Raw genomic sequence first — 16,885 nt, 5'->3', positions numbered from 1 at the left:
TCAGACCGCGTCGAGGTCGGCACGACCTTTGCGGGCGGGAGGTGCGGGAGGATCCTGGTCCTCGCTCAGACGGGCGTTCGGGAGGCCCGCGTCGCGCAGGGCGGTGAGACGCACGACCTCGTCCCGGATGTCAGTGAGTTCCAGCGTGCCGAAGGCCTTCTTCGCCCGGTCAGCGGTAGCGCGGGCCTGTTCGTCGTTCCCGTTCACGGCCAGCTGCAGGGCGTGCAGGTCGTTCAGCAGGTCCGTGCGGTACTGACGACCATCACTGGCCTGCTGGGCCAGCTGCTGGAGGCGCGCGTCGGTGACGTCCTTGGGTTCGAGGCCCAGGGCGGTCGCGTGCGCTTCCAGGCGGGCCTGCTCACCCCGGGTGACGGCGGCGGTCACTTCGCCGTCAATAGCGGCCTGAAGGGCGTGAACTTCGGTGAGGCTCGTGTCAAATTCCTTGACCGAGCCGTCGGGCAGCTTGAGGCGAAGTTTCAAGGTCTCCTCTCCTTTGGTGTCCGCCGTGCTCGGCGGGGCGGGGGGCGTGCTCTCACCGGCGGTGGGAGCCTTCTCAAACACGGCCTGCAGGTCCTTGCTGGCCGCGAGCTGGAAGCGGGATTCATGGGGTTGAACAATGACTGGCGTGCCTGCGCTGGCGGCTACGGCACCACCATCTACAGCTCCGCCACCGACCTTCGTGCCTGGATACGCACCGCGGTACACCAGGCTGCCCTCGGCGAACTCGACGTTGCCGGTCGTCCAGATGAAGCACAACTTCTGGGTGACCGCGCCGGTGTCCGGGTCGGTGATGTCGTAGGTGCGGCCCGCGTAGTACGGGCTGTTCCAGTACGAGGCGTTGGTGATGCTGCAGATGGCCTGATCGTAGAAGTACCCGATGCTGGCTTCGTTGATGATGCCGCTGTCGATCAGTCGGGCCAGGTGCTGGCCTTCCTCGTCGTTCAGCCAGTACGCCCAGGTGTCCAGGTACTGCACCTGCGTGGGCTGGCCCAGGCCTTGAGCGCTCGTGCCGTTGGTGGGACCTTCCGTCACACCAGCCATGTAGAACGTCCCGATCGGCGTGTCGTCAGTGACGTGCGCGCTGAGCATCGGGCCGGCTGCAGCGTTGATCTGCTCGGCGAGCGTGCGCAGGTCGCTGTCCGGGATGCGGGTGAAGTAACTGGTGAGTTCATTGCCGAACAGGCGGATGGGCGTGGCCAGGACCTGATCGGCCGCGAGGGCGGGTTTGCCGCGCTGGGCCTGCAGGGCGTTGATGCGCTCCAGGTGACCGCCGGGCAAAGAGGACGCCCGCGCGAGGCGGGCGGTCTGGGAGAAGGTCGCTTGATGCTTCATGGGGTCCCTCCAGGGTCAGTCGGGAGCGTGGGGCCGGTGCTCGGGTTCCACCAGTCCGGGGCGCGGCCCGCGTCGCCGTCCTCAACGTCGAACTCGCGCATGGCCTGCGCGGCCCAGGCCGGGCCGAACAGGGCCGCGAGCTTCTCGTGCGCCTCGGCTTTGCGCAGCAGGGCCGTGGCCTCATCAAGCTGGAAGGGACTGGCCGGCGGCGTGAAGCGCACCCAGGCCTGAGCGGGAATGCCGCGCAGACTCAGGTGCAGGTTCATGCCGAACTCCAGCTGCCGGGCGATGGTGTGGTTCACGCTGATCGCCTGCGCGTGCAGGATCGGCACGGTCACCTGGGCCAGCGCCTGGGTGGTGCTGTCCATCTCCCCACGCATGAACGGCAGGCTTTTCAGGGCGTTCCACACGCGCTTCTGGTTGCCCTTCGTGATCTCCGGGGCACCACTCGCCGTCTGGTTGATGGGCACGACGCTGATCTCGGTGCCATGCGGGCCGATGTACACCCCGTTCTCACTGCCGGAGACGATGGTGTCGGCCAGCGCGTTGAAGTACTCGGCGACCGCGTCGGTGTAGCCCGGGTCGTCCTCGCTGCTGCAGCCGAGCTGGTCCGGGGTGGGGATCGGTGCGGTGGCTTTCACCAGGGCGCTGCGGGCCATCAGGTTGATGACGCGCTGCTCGGCGAGCAGCAGTTGCCGTTTGCGGTCGAGGGCGAACAGGGCGGCGATGTAGAGCGGCACGCCGTACGGACTGCGGCTGGTGGTGCGGGGGGCCGCGTACAGGTAGGTCCGGGGATGGAGTGGAATGGCGTTCCCCGGGGCGATCTGCTCGTGGATGAGCTGCTGGGTCTCCCGGTCCCGGCGGATCCGGACCTCTTCCGGGGGCACCATGGCCACACCAGCCACCCCACGCCGGCTGCGTTCCGGGTACCACTCGCAGGAGGCCGCTCCAGCGAGGGCGATCTCCCCCACCAGGTTGCTGATCAGCCCCTGCAGGCCCCCACCTTCCGGGAACATGGTCAGCTGCCAGGCATCGAGTTCTGCCTTGGCCTGCGCCATGGCCCGGGTGCCGCCCGTGAAGTCGATCGTGAAGCCCGCCCCGCACAGGGCCTGCAGGTCACTCAGGCTGCCGCTGACGTCGTCGTCGTTCTCCGCCAGGGCGCGCAACACCAGGATGATCCGCCGGCGGGTGTCCTGCGGGTACCCGGCCAGGCTGTCCTCGAAGGAGCTCAGCAGGCCGCTCAGGTCGTTCGGCTCCCGACTCACCCGGTCGTTCGGTGTCCTCAGCAGGCGGGCGTTGAGGTTGCGCACGGCCGCCTGCATGACGTTGCCGTGGGTGGGGCGGGGTGCGGGTGGGGGTTGTCCTGCGAAGAAGGCGCGGGCGGCGTTCAGGATGTTCACGTGGGTTTCCTCCTCGCGCCGCCCCGGAAGGCCGCGGCGACCGCGGCCGCACTGGGTGACGGTTCCTCCTGGCCCAGCAGCAGTTCCGTCAGGGCCCACACCAGGGCGTCCATGCGGTCCGGGCTGACCTTGTCCCCGGGAACCCACGTCACCATCTGCCCTTCCAGGTCCGGAAACATCCTGGCGTGCTGGATGTTCCCCTTCTCGTAGAGCGCACTGACTGGTTCGGCGCGGGTGTGCTTCCCACGGCTGGCCCAGACGGTCCTGACGTTCACCCTGGGATCCACCGCCCGGACGGTGTTCTCCACCATGTCCCCGCCGTTGTTCCGCTCAGCCACGATGCAGTCCGCCTTCCAGTACTTGTAGGCCTCGATGGCTGTCTGGGCCCATTCGGTCGGGCTGTAATCGCCGCTGAGGTCATCGAGCACGTAGCCCTTTCCGGCCGCGTCTTTGCCCGCCACCACAATGCCGGTCTCGGCGTTGTCACTGCCCTGGCTGGCCTGCGGGTCGATGGAGACCACGATGCGGATCATAAGCGGCAGGTCGTCGATCCTGACGCGGAAGCCCTCGCGGTTGAACATCGCGTACTTCCACAGGGCGCCCGGCGTGTCTTCAAGTAACTCCCCTTCCAGTTCCTGGCGACCGAGACGCGTGCCTTCGTACTTGCTGATGACGTTGCGCTTGAAGGTCTCGGAGAGATTGCCGATGTTCTCAATAGTGGTGCCGCCGGTCAGGACGGTACCGGCGTCCTTCTTCAGTTCCCGGATCAGACGCACGGGTCTGGGCGTGCCGGTGAGGACCACGCGGGGATCCTTGCCGAGGCGCAGGCCGAACAGCATGTTCGTCCAGGTGGTGTCCTCAGCCGTGCCCTGGTCCGCGTCATTCCAGGTGGCGGGTTCGTCACCCCAGGCCCCGTGATGCTGTGGTCCGCGCAGGGATCTCGGTTTCTCACTACTGAAGCACTTGAACTTCGCTCCGTTCTTCAGGTACAGCTCGCCGAGGGAACGGTTCCAGGCGGTGTCCACTGAGCCGCCTCGCAGTTCACTTTCATCCAGGACGCTGAGCAGGCCGGATTCCCCTTCGACCATGGTGTCGCGGGCGTCCGCACTGGTCTGCGCCACCAGGGCGAAGCGGCCCCTTGGGGTTTCTCTGGCCCACTGGGCGATGGTCTCAGCCCCAACTCTTGTTTTCCCGAACCCTCTCCCAGCGAGGATCAACCAGACGAACCAGTCCCCTGCAGGAGGAAGCTGATTCAGGCGAGCTGTCAGGAGCCAGCGTTGCCGGGCAGTCTGACCGTCACGCTTTTTGGGCGCCCTGGGGGCGATGCGGGCAGCGCGCTTCTGGGCGCTCTTAATCCGCGTTACCATCTCCAGCATCGTCCACCTCCCCGGCACCCAGAACTTCTCGGGTGATGGCGATCTCACTCAGGACCTTCACCGCTCCGGTCACGGCGCTGATGTTCTCAGCGGTGCTGCCGGGCAGGTCCCGGGTCATGCCGCCGAGTTTCCGGACCAGGGTGACGAGGGTGAGGTTGAGTTCGGAGGCCCAGTTCTGGGTGGTCACGGCGCGCGACAACTGGGCGTAAAAGGCCGACAGCTCTTGATCGGTTTCTAAAGCAGCGCGGTACCTTTGCAGTGTTCTGGACGTGATTTCGTGTGTGGCGCAAGCTGTCGCGTCACCGAGGAGGGCGGCGTCCACCAGGGCGCGGGCGGCGCGGGCATTGTCTCTTCTGGGTGAGGCCATGATTCACCTCCTTGGTAGGGTGAGCGCATGAGCGACTTCAGCAAGCTGGAAGCCTTATTCAATGAGCAGGACCTTGAACGGAGAAAAGCAGCTGAAGGAGAGCAGCAGCGCCTGAGCCACGAGAGGGCCGAACGGGGCCGCGATTTTGACAACCTGACGGCAGCGGTCATTGCCCCCATGCAGGAGCTGGAAGGGTACCTGAGGTCGAAGGGAGTCCTCCCGCGTCTGGTCATGCCTGCCCGTGAGAGTCCTCAACCTCTTGAAGTGACGTTCGAACTTCCTCTGTCCGCGGCTGGAGTTCAGGCGAAACTGCTGGTGCGCAAGGTCGGGGATGCCTGGGAGTTCGTCCGTCATTACAGCGTCAGTGAGAACGGCCTGCCCACCAGACGGCATGAACATCTTGGGGAGATGAACCCGTTGCCTCAGCCAGGGTGGGTGAAGGAGAAACTGGAGGAACTGGTGGCCAATGAGTTGAACCTGGGCACCCTCAAGCGCGTATAGGTATTCCTGGTGATCTGTCCATTGCCCTGGTTCCTTACGGGGTGGTGGGTTGTACAGCCCATCCGGAAATTCGGGGCAGCAGTGCAAGGCCATCGCTCAGTCCCGTTCCACTTGCTCATTTTCATAGGGCTGCTCAGGCCCCAGAAGCTATCTTCACCACATGGCACCGCGACGTCCCCTCAGTAAGAAGTCGCTCGCTTTCCTCTGTGTTTTCGGCGCGTTCTTGGGATGGTCGAACTACTCCGCTGTCCTGACCAGGATTCTTCACCCCGGTGAGCGGTATCCGGCCTCTAATTCGCTGCTTGGAAAACAGAAGTACGAAGGCTTCGATGCCGCGTCTGCCTCGAGAGATGGTTTGGCCCTGGCGGCCGGGTCTCAGATCTCTCAGCGCGGGAAGTCGTTCACTGCGACCGTCAGTGTCATCGACAGGCCCAGCGGAAAGCGTCGATGGCAAACGAAGCTGAACACGCCTCCACACTTCCGCAGCGTCAATGTGCTGCTGTGGACCCCGGACGATCAGCAGGTGGTGGCCAACGACACCGACGGATATGTGACGGTGCTGGACGCCCGCAGCGGCCAGATCCTCAAGCAGTTGCAGGTCCATACCTATCGTCCGTGCGTGTTCGGTTTCGCCAATGGCGGGTTGCTCCTGACCGAAAAGGATATCCAGACCGGTCCGACCTTTCTGGCGCTGCGCTCCTGGCCAGATCTGACGCCCGTGTGGCGGGTGCCACTGGACTGCTGGGATGCCGCGACCGGTAATACCGATGCGTCTGGAACGCTGGCACCGGTCGCACTGGAGGATGGTCGCAGCGTAGGCGTGGTCGATCTCCGGACGCGTGCCCTTCGCGGAGGGATCATCACGGTGCCCGGTAATACAGATGATCAGACAGGGCGGTACAGCCTGTACAGCCTGAGCATCCGCCCTGATGGCCGGCAGGTGGCGGGCGGTCTGGGCAACGGCACGGTGATGGTGTGGGACGTCCTCACTGGGAAGGTCAGGTGGAAGTTTCGCCCGCATGGCGGCCTGGTCCGGGCGCTGAGCTGGAACGACTCGGGAGACGCTCTGGCCTCCTCGGCCTTCGGAGGGTGTGGCCTCCTGAGGAGCGAGTGCGTGGTCGTCACACGCCTGAGTGGTGCGTCGCCCAAGTCGCGCGTGGTGTGGCATCACCGCTTCAACGCTGTCAGCGACCCCATATGGCTGAAGCGTTCAGCCCTGATGCTCACTGAAACCAGCGCAGTCTTCACGGTCCCCACTGGTCTGTCTGACCCATAACCCAGGGCATACGAGCACCGTTGGGGCTGGCCTAGCGCTGGTTTAACCCTCAGCCATAGCTCGGTTTTCTCTTGCAGGCATACCCACGCTCCTGGTCTTCAGTCAACGCGACTGAATCCGTCACTACTCAATTTCCGGATGATCTGTAATATCCGCGTGATTCATATGTGGGTAAAGTAAAGGAATGACAAAGGCATGGGGCAGCGCGTACAGCCATGAAGTAGATCTGGGCCATGACCAGAGGGGCAACCCTCTCAAGGGGTACCGGCAGGCGGGACTCGACGTGAACGGACTCGGTCTGTACTTCAAGACTGCACTCCAGGTTGCCGCGCAGCATGGCACCAACGATGTGGGGCTCTACCTCGTGTACGTTGAGCGGCAGCCGAAACTGGTGCTGGCCGGGCGGCTTGGTGATCAGGTGGTGAAGTCCGAGCCCGCAGCAGAGCCGTTCACCGAGATGGCCCACCAGTTCGTTCAGGCCATCCGTAACGTTCAGACCCGGCAGCGTCACCTTCACGCCTCCTGAGCCCAGACTCCCCCTGACGCCTGGTCAGCTCACCCTGCCCGCACGGCGCGTTCAGAGCACGCCCACCCCGCCATCAAGTCGGATCTTGAGAGCAGGGTGGGCGTGGCCGTGTTTGTGTCTGAAAGAGTGCCATTACGCGAAGATTCTTCTCGTTTGCGGGGCGTTGGGGGGGCAGGGCGAACTACCTCCAGGAGGGTGGATTTGAGGCAGGTTTTCTTAGGGGCTGGCACCCTCCCAAGATGAGATGGCGACATGCAGGGACCCCTCGGCTCAGAGAGCTGTCCTGCTCGAAATGAACATACTGAGGAATACAAAAGTGACTCACAACCCGTCCATGCGAAAGAAGCCACCTCTTATTTCACGCACAACCTATCTGTTTCTTCTATTATCCGGAGTCACATTCGCTGCGTTAAACAGCCAGGTGGCCGCAGAACGGATTGAGCATCAAGATAATCAGGATGCAATTTTTGCAACCTGTATTACGAAGGAACAGAGTAAGGCTCTACAGATGCGAAGAAATGTTGAGCATCAAAATATGATTACGGTCATTTGCAGGAATGAAGTTGAAGCGGTCACTGGTCTGGAATACTACAAATCGAAAGAGGATCTAGGCTCCAGATAGTCGTTAGTATTACCCGAAGGAAAGGAAACGCTTATCGTAACGGCTGCATCTGGCTCCTAAGCTGTTCCAGAGCATTGGGGGGGGTCATTGCGGGTCACCTCCATGTGAGTACAGTGAGGGCGTGAAGGAAATTCAGATCGAGGACGCGGCCAGCGAATTCATCGGCAGTGAACTGCACCTGTACTACCCGGAAGGCAGCAAAGTGAGTCACCACGAGATCAGGGCCCTCCTCGCCGCCAGTTACGGCAAGTTGTCGGTCATGGTGCGCAATGCCCGTGGCACCGTGCGCGGATGCGTGATCCTGGAGACGATGGGGAGCCGTTCTGGCTTCCACTTTCGCGTGATGCCGAACGTCGGGGCCTGCTAACTCCTGCTCCACATCCTGCTGAGCACGTCAGCCACAGAGGCTGGCGTGTTGGGCTGGGTCATGCGGGTCACCGCCAGAGGTGGACGATGCCCCCCCGGAGCGGGGTCGGAACTATGAAACGGGGTGACTTAGGCGCAGGTAAAACGGTTCTCGCACCGCCTGGCGCTGCAGTTCGGTGGGCGTGGTCCGGTACCGGCCGCGTCTCTCCTGGAACACCGGCCAGTTCCGCGCTCCATCTGGTGGGGGCTGGACCGCCAGGTGGGTGAAGATCCGCTTTCGACGAGCGGCGCGCTTCTGCGCCTTCTTCGACATCACACCCTTCCAATGCGGGCTTCGTCATCGCCTGGGTTCACCGGATAATCCTCAGCCGTGACAGGCACCAGCGTGAAACGGACTTCCTGCTGCAGCCAGCGCCGCACCGCCGTCTCGCGTGCGTCTGGGTCACCCGTCCGGCTCTGTACCAGCGCATCCTTGCCGCGGGCTTCGTACGTGATCGTGTTGCAGTAAGTGCAGTAGTACCCGACCGCGTGACGGGTGCCAGCTTTGAGGTGCCCGGCGAGAACTTTGGGGTGTTTGCACATGGGTACCTCGCACGGGACGGCATGAAAAAGCCCCACGGCTGAGGTGGGGCGGCCCTGCCACCTTCACTCGGGCGGCTTTGTGTTGTTGGGTACTGAGAGCGTACAGGGCACCTTGTGACAAAAGCACCACACGATGGTTGGCGGGTTCCCCCAGTGTCGACCTGGGCGGGCGTGGTTTTGACAGGCTCAGCGCTGTTCCAGTGCAGAACCTAAGGACATCAGTCCATCCACTTGTGTCATTGCGTGAGCCAGTCCTTGGGGCGCAACGCGGCGGTTAGCGGTACTTGAGAAACTGGAACATCGGTGAAGCCACCATGACCAAGGTCAGGGTTCCAAAAAGGAGGAGAAACAAGGACAGGCGGATGGCCTGTTGCTTGCTGATATGAGCGTGGGCCGAGTGCACCACCTCACGGCCCACCTGCTTCAGCGAGGCTGGCTTGTACCGAACCTGCACCGTACTGCCTTCGGGTACCAGAAGCCCTGCCTGTTGCATGGCCTGCTTTTCCAGGCGCTGCTGGGAGAGCTTGACCGTGCCAAAGGATGAGTTTGGCCTGATCACACTTATTTTCATCAAGGGTTCGGGCACCACTTCCGCCGTGACCTCGCGGCCTTCGGCTGTGAAGCGGACCAGAGTGCCCACCTGGGCAAAATATGTCAGGAAGTTGTGGTCACGGCTGTTGATCCACTTCCGAAACTTGTGCCCTATAACAACGGCGTCAGCGGTCGGCCACAAGTTGCTTCCACCGGGCTGTCCGAGCGTTGAACGATACAGCATCACCGTACCGACAACCAGGCAGGCGAAGCCCGCGAGTGCAAATGGCAGCAGCATCAGTGCCAGTAAGGTCATCGGCGGTACTGTAGCGTCCATCCTGGCGGTCAGCGCCCTACCTCCAAAAATGAATTTGCACTGCTGCTGGCCTGGGGTCAGGGGAGTAAGGAGCGTGCGCCCACACCCTCAGTGGCCGTCATCAACGGCGCCCAGGCAGCTGGATTCCAAAAGAAAACCGCCCCGGTGGGGGCGGTGCTCGAATTGTTTTCGGCAGTTCTGTGAATCTAACAGAATCATACAGTCGACTCGCTCTTTTGACAATCCAGGCCCTCTAAGACAATGAGCAGCCTTCCGATAATCGGAGGCTGGGGCGCCAGGCGTGTCAATACGTAAACGTGAATGGTTTGGCTTTCATAGACCGGCCACCGTAGTCATGAGCAATCAGATCCACACGATAGGTGCCTCGCGGGACTTTGAAAAGGGTCAGGTCGATGCGGAGCGTATTCTTTTCCCTGAATCCTCCACCTGTTGCCACAATGCGATTCTGTTTGTCGTCCACGCGCCTCAGTTCCCAGTTGACGCTGGCCAGCTCCTCATCGTCCTGCGCCTCTATTGGAACGACCAGCATCTCACGGTCTGGCCCGACACCGAGTTCCTCTTCAAGCTCCCGGTAGGCGGGCCCCGTGATGCGTAACTCTGGCCGCCTCGGGTCAATGCCGTCCGGGGCCGGTTTGATCGTCACTGACCTGGCCACCTGGCTGTAACGCTGTCCTTTGCCGTCAACGACGGTGACTTTAATGTGGTGGATGCCAGGCGTCAGATCCTCGAAAATCGCGTTGTCCCAGACGCTCATGCCCTCCCTGGGAACCACCGTGGGCGGAGCTCCGTCCACCGACGTGTGAACTTCCTTGATGCCGTTCGGACTTGCCATGCTGTACGCAAAGTGCATCTTTCCGACGTTGGTCGCCGGAACGTACAACAGGGTCAGACCATTGTCGCCACCCTCGAATTCCCGTATCGCCTTAGATGAGTCGCGCAGGGCCAGGATACCCACCACCGCGGTAAGCAGTGCACAGCCAAGCAAGAAAGGGACGAGCCATCCTCTCTTCTTTGCGGGCCCGCCCATCACTCCGCCTGTTCTCTGACCAGCCATGAAGCACCATTATGGCCGGCGGGCCTGACAGAGTTCTTGATTCAGAGGGCCTAGTGAGAGACCAGCAGAAATCGTATGCCTCGTGCGCGCGCTTCCCCGAGATTCTCAGCGACGATCAGCACAGCCAGGCCGTACGCCTGCGCACGGTCGGTTGGGTGAACCCACGTGCCATTTTCACGCAGGAGCGTCTGGGGTCCATGGCCGTCACGCAGGCGCCCCAGCAGTGGGTCGACATTGCACAGGCGGGCCAACGTGGCTTCACTGACCCAGCCCGCCGGCGTGCTGATCTGGCGGGTGTACAGGGCGACCCCGCCATTCGACCAGTTCCCCACGACCGGCGTCATCTGGCGCGTGCTGCTGCGTTTGGGGGCGAGATCACGAGGTACGAGCTCACCCAGCATCGCTGCATTCCATTCCCGGAGCGCCTGGTACCACTCTTCCGCGTACGCTCGGGCGTCCCGCATCTGCTGCCGGCCACTCGTGAGCACCTGGGTGGTCTCTCTGGGCGTGAGCTTATGCGCGCGGCGCCGCTGGGCGGGTGGTACAACAGGATCATGTTCTACCTCCCGCCCAGTCTCTGGTACAAACGCGGGACCTACCTCCTTCTCGCACTGCTGCTCATCACGTTCAGTGTCAGCCTCCTGCGGCCCGAGCTGAAAGGGGCGATGAGGAGTGTCATGTTCGGGTTGTTGATCGCATGGGTGGGCATGATCATCTATGAGTTGTGGTCTCGAGGACACCGTACACGGGCCATTGTGGCCACTGTTCTGGTGACCCTGGCGCTGTTGCTCCCACCCCTCCTGGTGCGACTTATCGTGCATCACAGTGCCAGCACCTCCACTTCAATGCATCCACCTGCCCCCACCGCCCCGCGCTGAATCACGAGTCGGTCGATCTGGCTGTCATCCCTGTACACCCCGCCATGCGTGAGCAGGTCGAGCACATCTTTGGGCATGTTGTTGATGTCACGGCGTCGCCGATCCGGCGCGTAGACCGTGATGCTCACACTCAGGCGCCCGGCATAAGGCCAGCGCGTCTTCTCACCGGAACTGAGCGTGGCCAGCACCTTGTGGCCAGCACCTTCAGGCCATTCTCCCGGTAATCACGACCCACCTTACTAAGGATGTTGCGGCCATTCACGCTGCGCCAGTACCTGTTGATGCTTGGGGGAAAGGGCAGGGCGATCACGCTGCCCACCGGTGTCTCCCCAAAGCCGTGCGCAACATCGCCACCCGATCCCTCTGCCCTCCGTTACCGTGAGGGCAATGCCCGTCAAGACCCTTCCCCGCCTTGCTGACGTGTGGCAGCCCCTGCTTGTACTGCTGCTTGTGTTCGCACTGCCTGCGTACCGCCTGTATACCTGGGGTCAGAATTGGTACCAGAGCAACTATGGTTTTGTTCAGTACCACGATGGCTGGACCACCCCACAACTGGACTGTCTGCTGTATGAGGGCGTGGATTTCCGCCTGAATGGTGTCGTGTTCGAAAGTCACCCAGGAGTGAAAGAAGATACTGAACCGGACACGCGCGGGTTCGACTGGGTGTATGTTCGCAACCCTGAGAAGGAGCGTGCAGCGGTGTGCTTCAAGGACAACCAGCGCAAATGAGACCCAGGCAGCTTCCGAATGCTGCGTCATTGCCTGACGGATCGCTGTAGACCGGCTCCCTGGGCACCTGCCCGGAGGACTGGATCAGATAGGCGGCGCACCTGACGCGCAACTTCGGCAACCGACGTCGACTGACACCACGTACCCTGCAGGGTGTGAATCTTGAGTTCTGGATCCCTGCGCTGGTTGTCCTCGTGATTATCATTGTGTCTGATACCTGGCTGAAGACCCGTGACTTTAAACGGTGGGAGCGTCACTTGCTGGGATGGTTGATTGCATTTGGCACCTGGGGTGTTGTTTTCGCCGTGCAAAACACGTTGCTCTAGGGTCTGGTCAGTGGGATCACGCAAGTGGGCCAGGGCCTGATCCTCTACGCTGTGGGTGTGTCCCCTGACTTCTGGCCGCGCCTTCTCTTCGTCCTGCTGTTCTACGTCCCCTTCAGCCTCTGGATGAAAACCCGTGACTTTCAGGCCTGGGAGCGCTTCGTGCTGGGTGCGGCGGCGATCATCGGGTTGATCGAAGTCTTTGAGGCTTTGCGCGCCACCCTGTTCTGAAGCCTGACTGACTGGGGCACGCAAGAGCGTCAGCTCAGGGCAGTAATGCAACTGCTTTTGCTCTGGCATTTCCATCACCCCCGCCCGCCGTCGTAGAGCACGACCTCGTGGATCCTGAACGTCACACCCCTATTGAGGTCCCAGGCTCGCCACCAGCGCGGTTGTCCACCTGTGCGTCTTCCAGCGTCAGGTAGTACACCGTTGGGGAGGTCAGCCCCGAAATGCAGATATAGACCGTCTCAGGCAAGGTCATTTCGGTCCACTGCTCTCAATGAACAACAGTTGATACATCTTGCCCACCTGCGCCTGCTTGGCAAGGCCGCGCAAGTGTGGGAATACGATGAGTACATGACACTGCCCTGGTGGATTACCACTCCCCTGGTTACCAGCTGGCTGGCGGTCGGACTGATGATTCTGGGGCCCAGAACTGAAGTTCTGGTGTTGCCGGTCCTGGCCGGGGGCATCATCGCTGCCGCTATCGGCGGAGCAAAGTATTACTCGCGCGAAGGCGCCCGCATTGTTGTCGTCATCTGTATGCTGATTGCCCTGGCCTTCCTGGCGCTCACTGCGCAGACCACCTTCCGCATTTAACCCATTCTGCTCCCCGCACAGCTGCTCTACAACCGCCCGTAGCCACCCCACTTCCTCCACCTGGGCCAGCAGGGCATCCGCCGGCTCCTCCCGATCCGGCAGGAGATCGCACGACCGCAGCACACGCTGACGCCGCGCCTCATGCTCATCAGGGATACCCGGCAAATGCTCCCACCCGTCCACATTGTGATGGTCGCCGGCTCTGAAGTGCCCGGCGAGAACCTTGGTGTGATTGCACATGAGTACCTCGCACGGGACGGCAACGAACAGGCCCCACCGAAGTTGGGAACGGATACGGGCCCACCTGAACTGTGAATTGATCCTATGGGGACGACGGCACGATTCGGCCCACCTCATTGCTAGGGTTGCTGAACTATGGATGACTTCTACAGGGGGTACCGCGTCAGGGTGACGCGCACCACGCCGGACGAGTACGCGGTGACAGCCCAGTACTGTCAGACTCCTGAAGGCGACGGAGGCGGCCTCACCCATGAGTTCCTGTTTCCTGCCCTGGTGTATCCCGACGAGGCAAGCGTGATGGTGCATGTGCGCGCTTACGTGGACAACATGGCGCCTGGAGAGGCATCCTACGGCTGAGGGTGGTGAGCCCACTTCTGCTCCGTGCTCGACTTCCGCGCACCTCCTGAAAGAAAAAAGTATGTGAGGACTTCCTACCCTGAGTCTATGGAAGTAGGTATTGGACTCGGCACCTTTGTCATCGTCATGGCACTGTTCTTGACGCGTCCAAAAGGCATCAGCCTGAAACCCAGAGACCGGAGCCCGCGGATCTGCTGGGATGGCGCTGAAATGCCCAGCGTGTTCATCAAGTCGGGAATGCGGTAGTCCGTGCACGAGAGAGCATGAAAAAGCCCCACGGCTGAGGTGGGGCGCCCGCCGCCTTCACCCGGGCGGCTTTGTGTTGTGGGGTGACTTCACGGTACAGGTCCTGTATCAGGCAGGTGCCCCGTGGCTGGCACGTTCCCCCAGTATCGACCTGGGCGCGGAACGGTTTGGCGCCATTCGTGCTCACCGGAGCGGAACCTGAACAGGCCAGTCACCAACTGGCCTGTTCTGCTGCAGCTCAGTTCGCGGGGGTGAAGTCTACGTCATACGCCGTGCCTTCCTGGAGCTGCTTGGAAGCGGAAGCGCTGACTGTACCCAGGCTGATGCTGCCTGCGGGTGTGGCCTGGAAGAACCCTTCGTTCTCGGCGCCTGGGCGGGAGGTCAAAGCGACGTGCGTGATCGGATTCAGGAGAGCTAGGGTGAGTCATGGCGGATGATCTGGCCCAGATTGCCTTGAATCAAGAATGGCGACGGCTTGAAACACAGCTCCTGGCGCGACCTCATTCGGTCGAAGAGCTCACGGGTGCGCTGATTGGCGCGGTGTACTGCCAGAATCTCGAAATGACTCGCCAACTCCTTGAGGCGGGCGCTAACCCGAATCGCAGCTTCGACGGGTCTGAATGCCCAGCGATGACGACAGCCGTAGAGCAGACATGGCAATCCGGCCTGGAGCTGTTGATCGCCCATGGAGGGGATGTGAATGTGCGCAAGTATGGAGGATGGACGCCTCTGCTTCATGCGGTTGACACCGTGGCTGACAGGGCGCGGCAAGTGGGCACACCTGTCTCGCTTGACCTCTTGCGCTTCTTGCTGGCCCAGGGTGCAGATCCATCGGTGCGGGATGATCAGGGATTAAGCGCAGCGGATGTGGCGCGACTTTACCATTGGGAAGAAGCTGCTCAGCTTTTAGCGAAAGCTGAGCAGGGCCCCAGAATCAACCCCTAGGCAGACACGCCCTCGCAGCGTAGGCAGGTGCATGTACCCGCAGTGGCTTTGCGGTACACCCTGAACTTGGCTCGGACCATCAGGTACCTCCGGAAGTGAAGTCATGCACTGCTGCTGGCCGGGGGTCAGGGGAGTCAGGAGCGTGCGCCCACACCCTCAGTGGCCGTCGTCAACGGCTCCCCGGCAGCTGGGTCTTGAGCACTGCAGCAAGGGGTGCAGTGGAAAACGAGCCGGTGCTCGACTTCTGGCCTCACGGGGAGCGGCCTGGGCTCTCTGCGGCGTCCCGCTGCTGGCATGGGGTCAGGGTGGCAAGGAGCGAGACCGCCCGCGCCCTCGGTGGCCGTGTTCAACGCCTATCCGATTAAAGGGCGGTAGGGCACCGTTTGGTGCCCCGCCATCGGCGTAGTTTAGTTCATATCTTCAGGCAGACTCAGGAACTCTAGGAGGCTTTGATGCAGTGGACAGACAAGCACACCATTGGCGTTGTTTCCTTGCTTGTCGGCCTGTTCAGCACGCTGTTCGTCGTCCAACCAGAGTTCTCCAGATGGTTGGCCAGCCCTGCGCTGACCACGGCTTCCCCAGCACCTGCAGCCCGCGTCACTGTTAAACCGGCAGCACCTGACACTGGGGTACCGACCATGCCTGTCAGTCCCAGATCTGTGACCGTCAAGACGCCTCCCCCCACCACCGCAGTACCTCCGGCTCCTCTCCAACCGTCAGCCTCAAAGGCTTTGCCCACCTCGCGCCCCGCAGTAGTGACCAGCTCGGCAACCCCCATGCAGAGCCAACCTTCGACGACCCCACCCACGCTCCCCACTTCCACCCCTCACTCCCGGTCGACTCCTGACGCCTTGGCACGTGGACGACAGTTGGCCGACCTGCTCTTTACCGGGCAACTCGGGAAATTGTGGACCACCTTCTCTCCTCGGGTCCAGTCCGAATGGGGCAGCTTTTCTGCCTTTACAGCCTACCGAGAAGCTGGCGGCAGGGCCTACGGCGCAGAAATCACGGTGCGGGAAGAGAAGGTCGTTCGTGATGGAGGCCTGACCTACTACACCCGCACTGCCAGCTTCCAGCGCAGCCCGAACGCCGACTGGACGGTGATCTTCGGACTGGACGCCCAGGGCCGGGTTCAGGAGTTCGGGATCGTGGGCGCCGGAGTATTGCCGGGCAATGTCACGTCTCCTGCTCAGTAGCTTGTTCCGCCAAACTTGGTTAAGAAGGGGGGACTGCTCACCTCACAAGGGATAGGTTCCTATAAGATAGTTCACAAATGCAAAAACTTATGGTCCGCCGATGGTTCAGCATTTTTCAAGTTGGCCTGATGCTCGTCACGGGCACAGCGCTGGCCGATGGCGTCCCCGCCGCGGCCGCAAATGATCCGGTCGTGGCCCGGGTGACCTACCAATGCAAGGGTGGGGTGCGTGTTCAAGTCACGCAAAGGACGCAAACCGTCGGCATCAGTTTCGCTGGGAAGTCCCGGAAACTGAATCTCACCGGAAATTCCAGCGGAACCATCGCCCGCAATACGCAGGTGAGCTGGGTAACGCAGGGTAAGGCGGCGTCCATGAAGAACAACGGGAGCGGTCAGCTCGAGCTAAGTGGCTGCCGCCCGGTGGAGTAAGACGGGCAGGGTCGGGGAGACCCGTCATTCCTGTGCATTGTGGCCTGGATTGCCCGAAAACCGTCGTTAAGAACTGCACAACGTCCCCGTGCGGGGCAATCACCCTGCCGGGCGCTGGTTTTGCGGTGCACTCGGAATTTCGCTCGGACCATCGGGTACCTCCAGAGATGAAGTGATGCACGGCTGCTGGCCAGGGGTCAGGGGAGTGAGGAGCTGGGCCTACACCCTCAGTGGCCGTCTTCAACGGCTCCCCGGCAGCAAAAAACTATTGATGTACAGCAAACTCCCGATGACCATTTGGGGTCATGGGATTTCGGGTTAGTTCATGCGGGTCAACTTTTGATCCATACAGTGAGGAAATGGAATCGAGGCAAGACCCGGACGCCTGCCACCAGTGCGGCCAATACGGCGAGAGACGCGGCGCAGCAGGTGAGTTCCACGTAAAAACCGC

The 16,885-nt window shown here is 61.9% G+C and carries 22 protein-coding genes; 12 read left to right on the top strand and 10 right to left on the bottom strand.

The genetic code is table 11. The annotated features are described in order from the left end of the window. From IEY49_RS00580 to IEY49_RS00565, 4 genes are read right to left on the bottom strand one after another with little or no spacing between them, the layout of a single operon-like run. Nucleotides 1-1,332, bottom strand: a complete 1,332-nt coding sequence (locus IEY49_RS00580) for a hypothetical protein (RefSeq protein ID WP_189003542.1) — start codon at nucleotides 1,330-1,332, stop codon at nucleotides 1-3. After that, nucleotides 1,329-2,732, bottom strand: a complete 1,404-nt coding sequence (locus IEY49_RS00575; RefSeq protein ID WP_189003540.1) for a hypothetical protein — start codon at nucleotides 2,730-2,732, stop codon at nucleotides 1,329-1,331. The genes IEY49_RS00580 and IEY49_RS00575 overlap by 4 nt, the downstream gene beginning before the upstream one ends. Further along, on the bottom strand, nucleotides 2,729-4,099 hold the full coding sequence (locus tag IEY49_RS00570) for a terminase large subunit domain-containing protein (RefSeq protein WP_189004188.1): 1,371 nt from the start codon (nucleotides 4,097-4,099) through the stop codon (nucleotides 2,729-2,731). The genes IEY49_RS00575 and IEY49_RS00570 overlap by 4 nt, the downstream gene beginning before the upstream one ends. Continuing rightward, the gene (locus IEY49_RS00565; RefSeq protein ID WP_189003538.1) at nucleotides 4,083-4,475 is read right to left on the bottom strand and encodes a hypothetical protein; all 393 of its coding nucleotides are present in this window, start codon (nucleotides 4,473-4,475) and stop codon (nucleotides 4,083-4,085) included. Before IEY49_RS00565 ends, IEY49_RS00570 begins: the two co-directional genes overlap by 17 nt. A 27-nt stretch (nucleotides 4,476-4,502) precedes the next feature. Between IEY49_RS00565 and IEY49_RS00560 the strand changes: the two genes are divergently transcribed. The 4 genes from IEY49_RS00560 to IEY49_RS00545 all read left to right on the top strand — a co-directional run bounded on the left by IEY49_RS00560 (nucleotide 4,503) and on the right by IEY49_RS00545 (nucleotide 7,767). Further along, nucleotides 4,503-4,976: a hypothetical protein gene (locus IEY49_RS00560; RefSeq protein ID WP_189003536.1), complete on the top strand. Its 474-nt coding sequence runs from the start codon at nucleotides 4,503-4,505 to the stop codon at nucleotides 4,974-4,976. Nucleotides 4,977-5,136: 160 nt separating this feature from the next. Continuing rightward, a complete protein-coding gene (locus tag IEY49_RS00555) occupies nucleotides 5,137-6,252 on the top strand; it encodes a WD40 repeat domain-containing protein (RefSeq protein WP_189003534.1) in 1,116 nt (371 codons plus the stop codon). A 184-nt stretch (nucleotides 6,253-6,436) separates the two neighbouring features. Beyond that, the gene (locus IEY49_RS00550; protein ID WP_189003533.1) at nucleotides 6,437-6,778 is read left to right on the top strand and encodes a hypothetical protein; all 342 of its coding nucleotides are present in this window, start codon (nucleotides 6,437-6,439) and stop codon (nucleotides 6,776-6,778) included. 743 nt (nucleotides 6,779-7,521) lie between these two features. Further along, a complete protein-coding gene (locus tag IEY49_RS00545) occupies nucleotides 7,522-7,767 on the top strand; it encodes a hypothetical protein (RefSeq protein WP_189003531.1) in 246 nt (81 codons plus the stop codon). Between the two features lie 311 nt (nucleotides 7,768-8,078). On the opposite strand, the gene IEY49_RS00540 is transcribed toward IEY49_RS00545, so the two are convergent. The 5 genes from IEY49_RS00540 to IEY49_RS00520 form a co-directional block, all read right to left on the bottom strand. Further along, nucleotides 8,079-8,348, bottom strand: coding sequence for a hypothetical protein (locus IEY49_RS00540; protein WP_189003529.1), 270 nt, complete (start codon nucleotides 8,346-8,348; stop codon nucleotides 8,079-8,081). Nucleotides 8,349-8,622: 274 nt separating this feature from the next. Further along, nucleotides 8,623-9,195: a DUF3592 domain-containing protein gene (locus IEY49_RS00535; protein WP_189003527.1), complete on the bottom strand. Its 573-nt coding sequence runs from the start codon at nucleotides 9,193-9,195 to the stop codon at nucleotides 8,623-8,625. 304 nt (nucleotides 9,196-9,499) lie between these two features. Beyond that, on the bottom strand, nucleotides 9,500-10,243 hold the full coding sequence (locus IEY49_RS00530) for a hypothetical protein (protein ID WP_189003526.1): 744 nt from the start codon (nucleotides 10,241-10,243) through the stop codon (nucleotides 9,500-9,502). A 77-nt stretch (nucleotides 10,244-10,320) separates the two neighbouring features. Then, a complete protein-coding gene (locus IEY49_RS00525) occupies nucleotides 10,321-10,734 on the bottom strand; it encodes a hypothetical protein (RefSeq protein ID WP_189003524.1) in 414 nt (137 codons plus the stop codon). 356 nt (nucleotides 10,735-11,090) lie between these two features. Then, the gene (locus tag IEY49_RS00520; RefSeq protein ID WP_189003522.1) at nucleotides 11,091-11,336 is read right to left on the bottom strand and encodes a RusA family crossover junction endodeoxyribonuclease; all 246 of its coding nucleotides are present in this window, start codon (nucleotides 11,334-11,336) and stop codon (nucleotides 11,091-11,093) included. Between the two features lie 199 nt (nucleotides 11,337-11,535). On the opposite strand from IEY49_RS00520, the gene IEY49_RS00515 reads away from it, so the two are divergent. The 3 genes from IEY49_RS00515 (at nucleotide 11,536) to IEY49_RS00505 (ending at nucleotide 12,431) form a co-directional block, all read left to right on the top strand. Next, nucleotides 11,536-11,877: a hypothetical protein gene (locus tag IEY49_RS00515; RefSeq protein WP_189003520.1), complete on the top strand. Its 342-nt coding sequence runs from the start codon at nucleotides 11,536-11,538 to the stop codon at nucleotides 11,875-11,877. 155 nt (nucleotides 11,878-12,032) lie between these two features. Next, a complete protein-coding gene (locus IEY49_RS00510) occupies nucleotides 12,033-12,203 on the top strand; it encodes a hypothetical protein (RefSeq protein ID WP_189003518.1) in 171 nt (56 codons plus the stop codon). A gap of 57 nt (nucleotides 12,204-12,260) precedes the next feature. Further along, complete coding sequence (locus IEY49_RS00505; protein WP_189003517.1) at nucleotides 12,261-12,431, top strand: hypothetical protein; 171 nt, start codon at nucleotides 12,261-12,263, stop codon at nucleotides 12,429-12,431. Nucleotides 12,432-12,552: 121 nt separating this feature from the next. Here the strand turns inward: IEY49_RS00505 and IEY49_RS21650 are convergent, their stop codons facing one another. Continuing rightward, nucleotides 12,553-12,684: a hypothetical protein gene (locus IEY49_RS21650; protein WP_268239000.1), complete on the bottom strand. Its 132-nt coding sequence runs from the start codon at nucleotides 12,682-12,684 to the stop codon at nucleotides 12,553-12,555. Nucleotides 12,685-12,779: 95 nt separating this feature from the next. Between IEY49_RS21650 and IEY49_RS00500 the strand changes: the two genes are divergently transcribed. From IEY49_RS00500 to IEY49_RS00480, 5 genes are all read left to right on the top strand, one after another. Beyond that, entirely contained in the window at nucleotides 12,780-13,022 is a 243-nt protein-coding gene (locus IEY49_RS00500) for a hypothetical protein (protein WP_189003515.1), read from the top strand. A gap of 375 nt (nucleotides 13,023-13,397) precedes the next feature. Further along, on the top strand, nucleotides 13,398-13,619 hold the full coding sequence (locus IEY49_RS00495) for a hypothetical protein (RefSeq protein ID WP_189003513.1): 222 nt from the start codon (nucleotides 13,398-13,400) through the stop codon (nucleotides 13,617-13,619). 672 nt (nucleotides 13,620-14,291) lie between these two features. Beyond that, the gene (locus IEY49_RS00490; protein ID WP_189003511.1) at nucleotides 14,292-14,810 is read left to right on the top strand and encodes an ankyrin repeat domain-containing protein; all 519 of its coding nucleotides are present in this window, start codon (nucleotides 14,292-14,294) and stop codon (nucleotides 14,808-14,810) included. A gap of 869 nt (nucleotides 14,811-15,679) precedes the next feature. Further along, the gene (locus IEY49_RS00485; RefSeq protein WP_189003510.1) at nucleotides 15,680-16,006 is read left to right on the top strand and encodes a hypothetical protein; all 327 of its coding nucleotides are present in this window, start codon (nucleotides 15,680-15,682) and stop codon (nucleotides 16,004-16,006) included. A gap of 77 nt (nucleotides 16,007-16,083) precedes the next feature. Then, on the top strand, nucleotides 16,084-16,434 hold the full coding sequence (locus IEY49_RS00480; protein WP_189003508.1) for a hypothetical protein: 351 nt from the start codon (nucleotides 16,084-16,086) through the stop codon (nucleotides 16,432-16,434). Nucleotides 16,435-16,885 lie beyond the last annotated feature (451 nt).

This window comes from Deinococcus malanensis (assembly GCF_014647655.1).
Classification (GTDB): domain Bacteria; phylum Deinococcota; class Deinococci; order Deinococcales; family Deinococcaceae; genus Deinococcus; species Deinococcus malanensis.
Note: the sequence above shows the minus strand (reverse complement) of the source record. Positions and strands in the feature narration are given on the sequence as shown.